The organism is uncultured Campylobacter sp., from assembly GCF_937997535.1.
GTDB lineage: Bacteria > Campylobacterota > Campylobacteria > Campylobacterales > Campylobacteraceae > Campylobacter_B.
This window is the reverse complement of record NZ_CALKTT010000055.1, coordinates 1-2,973: the sequence shown is the minus strand read 5'-3', so window position 1 is coordinate 2,973 and position 2,973 is coordinate 1. Positions and strand designations below refer to the sequence as shown.

4 protein-coding genes are annotated in these 2,973 nt (G+C 45.7%); all 4 read left to right on the top strand.

The window, feature by feature from the left end; translation table 11 throughout:
* A partial coding sequence (locus tag Q0117_RS05365) for a DJ-1/PfpI family protein (protein WP_297923499.1) occupies nt 1–569 on the top strand: 569 nt, incomplete at its 5' end.
* Between the two features lie 79 nt (nt 570–648).
* Complete coding sequence (locus tag Q0117_RS05360; protein ID WP_297923496.1) at nt 649–1,260, top strand: hypothetical protein; 612 nt, start codon at nt 649–651, stop codon at nt 1,258–1,260.
* Nucleotides 1,261–1,788: 528 nt separating this feature from the next.
* Nucleotides 1,789–2,484, top strand: a complete 696-nt coding sequence (ung, locus tag Q0117_RS05355) for a uracil-DNA glycosylase (protein WP_297923494.1) — start codon at nt 1,789–1,791, stop codon at nt 2,482–2,484.
* 171 nt (nt 2,485–2,655) lie between these two features.
* On the top strand, nt 2,656–2,973 hold a 318-nt coding region (locus Q0117_RS05350; protein ID WP_297923492.1), incomplete at its 3' end, for a transporter substrate-binding domain-containing protein.

The window sequence follows — 2,973 nt, the reverse complement described above, 5'->3', positions numbered from 1 at the left end:
GCGGACAGACGCACCTCGATTTTGTGGGATTTTACGATTGTATGCTAAGGCTTAAAGCCGTCCGCCCGCAGCTTGAGATGAGGCTTTGCTCGCGCGAGCGGCAGGTTTCGGACAGCGGCGGCCTTACGATCGATGTGGGCGAGATCACGACGGATCTAGGCGGCTTTGATGCGGTTTTTGTGCCTGGCGGTATGGCAACGCGCCGCCTTAAAGACGATGCGGGCTTCATCTCGTGGCTCGCAACCGCGCGCGATGCAAAGTATAAGTTTAGCGTTTGCACCGGTTCGCTACTTCTGGGCGCGGCGGGGTTTTTGCGAGGTAGGCGCGCGACCACGCATCCGTTTTGCTACGATCTGCTGGCGCCTTACTGCGCGGACGTGGTGCACGAGCGGCTCGTGCGCGATAGCCTGCCCGCAGGAGGCGAGATCATCACTGCTGGCGGCGTGAGCAGCTCCATCGAACTTGGACTTTGCGTGATCGAAAAATTTGCAGGCGCCTCTGCGCGAGAGGCTGCCGCTGCGGCGATGGATTATCCGTATTACGACCTTAGAAGCAAGCCTGTGCGATGAAATTTTAAAGCCGCTAAGATCGGTGGAGCGGTTTATAAATACCGCAGTAAATTTTAAAATAGAGAGGAGGTAAATCTTAATGCAAGCAGTAAAGATATTAAAAACATTGTGGAAAGTCATCAAGATCGTCATACTCGCAGCATTGACATTACCGTTTGCGGCATTGATATTGTTTGTTTTATTTATAGCATTTTTATTCTCGCCCCTTAATACGGGGTTTTCGTATATAGAAAATCAAGATTTGATTAAATTTAAATCTTTAACAAATGCGAATGGAGAAACTTTATTAATTTATCGTAAAAAAAGACCTTCCTTATCATGCAGCGAAAAAATACAGACTTGCATCTGTTACACGCATTTTATAAAGGCGGATAAGCCTTTTATCGCAACACAACAAGAAATGCTACAAAAGGGCTATGAGCTTGTTTCTGAGTCCGATTGCATAGCTGAAACTACAAATTTGCACGAATTTAAACTATCCTGGGCGATGCCGTCATATCATTATGCAGGTGATAAGGAATATCTGATCTATGGCTCGATCGAAAATTTAAACTTAACGGCGCTAATTAACGATAAAAGGCGAATATGGCACAAAAAAGAGCACAAATGGGGACAGCCGGACGATTATGACCACGAGGTTATTTTTTATCCGAAACTTAATATAGTTCAAATAAATAAAATGGGGTATTAATAGCGTGCGCTAAATTTACTTACAGCCGATTGATATTGTCGTTGAAAAATAAATTTAAAAGCTTTGGGATAAAATTTAAAAATTTAGACTTTGGTCTTGCGGACATTTATCAAAGTAGATAAAATAACGATATAGTGGGTTTTACATAAAATAGGAGATCACAAAGACAGCATGAAGCCGGCTCAAATTTTATCGCTGCTTTCGCATATAGCTTTCGGGTCGCTTATAGGTTAAAATTCAGAGATAATAACCCGTGGGAGTTCGCAATCGCGCTTTTTGCCTACGCGATTTTGTTTGCTTTTTATTCGCAGAGCTTGCTTAACGATAATAAAAAGACGATCGCCATGCTGCTATTTATGGCGCTTTTGATCGTGATCGTGTAGCGGCGCCTACAAATCGGTGGGATCGGTTGGCGGCGAGAGAGCGCGGGCGATTCGCTTTTGATTGCAGCGGCGCGTGCGAGCGAGACTATTTTTAAAATTTATTGTAAAATTAGAGCGTTAATTTATTAAAATTTAAAGGGTCGGTATGCAGATAAATTTAGACGACGTGAAGATCGAGAGCGGCTGGAAAGAGGCGCTTAGAGAGGAATTTTTAAGCGAGTATTTTGCGAAGATCAAAGAAAACCTGCTCGCCGCAAAGGCGCGCGAGATCGTCTATCCGCCGGGAAATTTGATCTTTAACGCCTTCAATCTCACTCCGTTTGAGCGGGTGCGTGCGGTGATTTTGGGGCAGGATCCCTACCATGGCGCGCATCAGGCAATGGGGCTTAGCTTTTCGGTGCCGCGCGGCGTGCGAATTCCGCCCAGCCTCGTAAATATCTACAAAGAGATTAAAAGCGATCTGGGTATCAGCGAGCCTGCTAGCGGCGATCTGAGCTACTGGGCGAAGCAGGGCGTGCTGCTTCTTAATGCGAGCCTTAGCGTGGGCGCGAACCGCGCGAACTCGCACAGCGGCTTCGGTTGGCAAATTTTTACCGACGCCGTGATTAAAATTTTAAGCGCGAGGCGGCAAAATTTAGTCTTTATGTTGTGGGGAAATTTTGCCAAAGCAAAATCTGCGCTTATTGATGCGCAGAGGCATCTCATTTTAACCGCCGCGCATCCTAGCCCGCTTGCCGGAGGGGCGTTTTTTGGCTGCAGGCATTTTAGCAGATGCAACGAATATCTGCGCGCGCACGGCCTGGGAGAGATCGATTGGGATCTAAATCACGGCGCAGATTAAATGTATTTTAAATGAAATTTGCGTAAAATGCGCCGTAAAATTTCAAAGGTAAAGAAATTTTAAAAAATGTCGAAAGGAGAAGTGAGCGAATAATATACGACCGGCTTAAGAGGGCTTGCCGAAGCGACGCGAATGCGCGGCTAGGCTAAACATTGTAATTAAAGGAACGATATGAAAAAGATAATTTTGGGAATTTTATTGCTATTTACAAGTAGTGTAGTGGCAAATACCCTATCTGAGATCAGGCAATCGGGCAGTGTGCGCGTAGGCGTATTTGAGGCGCAACCACCTTTTAGTAAATTTGAAGACGGCAAATTTCAAGGATTTGAGGTGACCCTAGCCGAGGCGCTATCAAAAGATATATTCGGCGGCAAGGCGGGCAAGGTAGAATTCGTACCCGTAAAGGCTAGTGAGCGTTTAAAAGCGTTGGAAGAAAATAAAGTAGATATGGTGCTTGCGACCTTTACGATCACAAATGAGCGTAAGCAG

What these genes read in the sequence shown, in the direction of transcription:
- ung (WP_297923494.1), top strand. Translation starts at nt 1,789, where the DNA reads ATGCAGATAAATTTAGACGACGTGAAGATCGAGAGCGGCTGGAAAGAG.
- Q0117_RS05360 (WP_297923496.1), top strand. Translation starts at nt 649, where the DNA reads ATGCAAGCAGTAAAGATATTAAAAACATTGTGGAAAGTCATCAAGATC.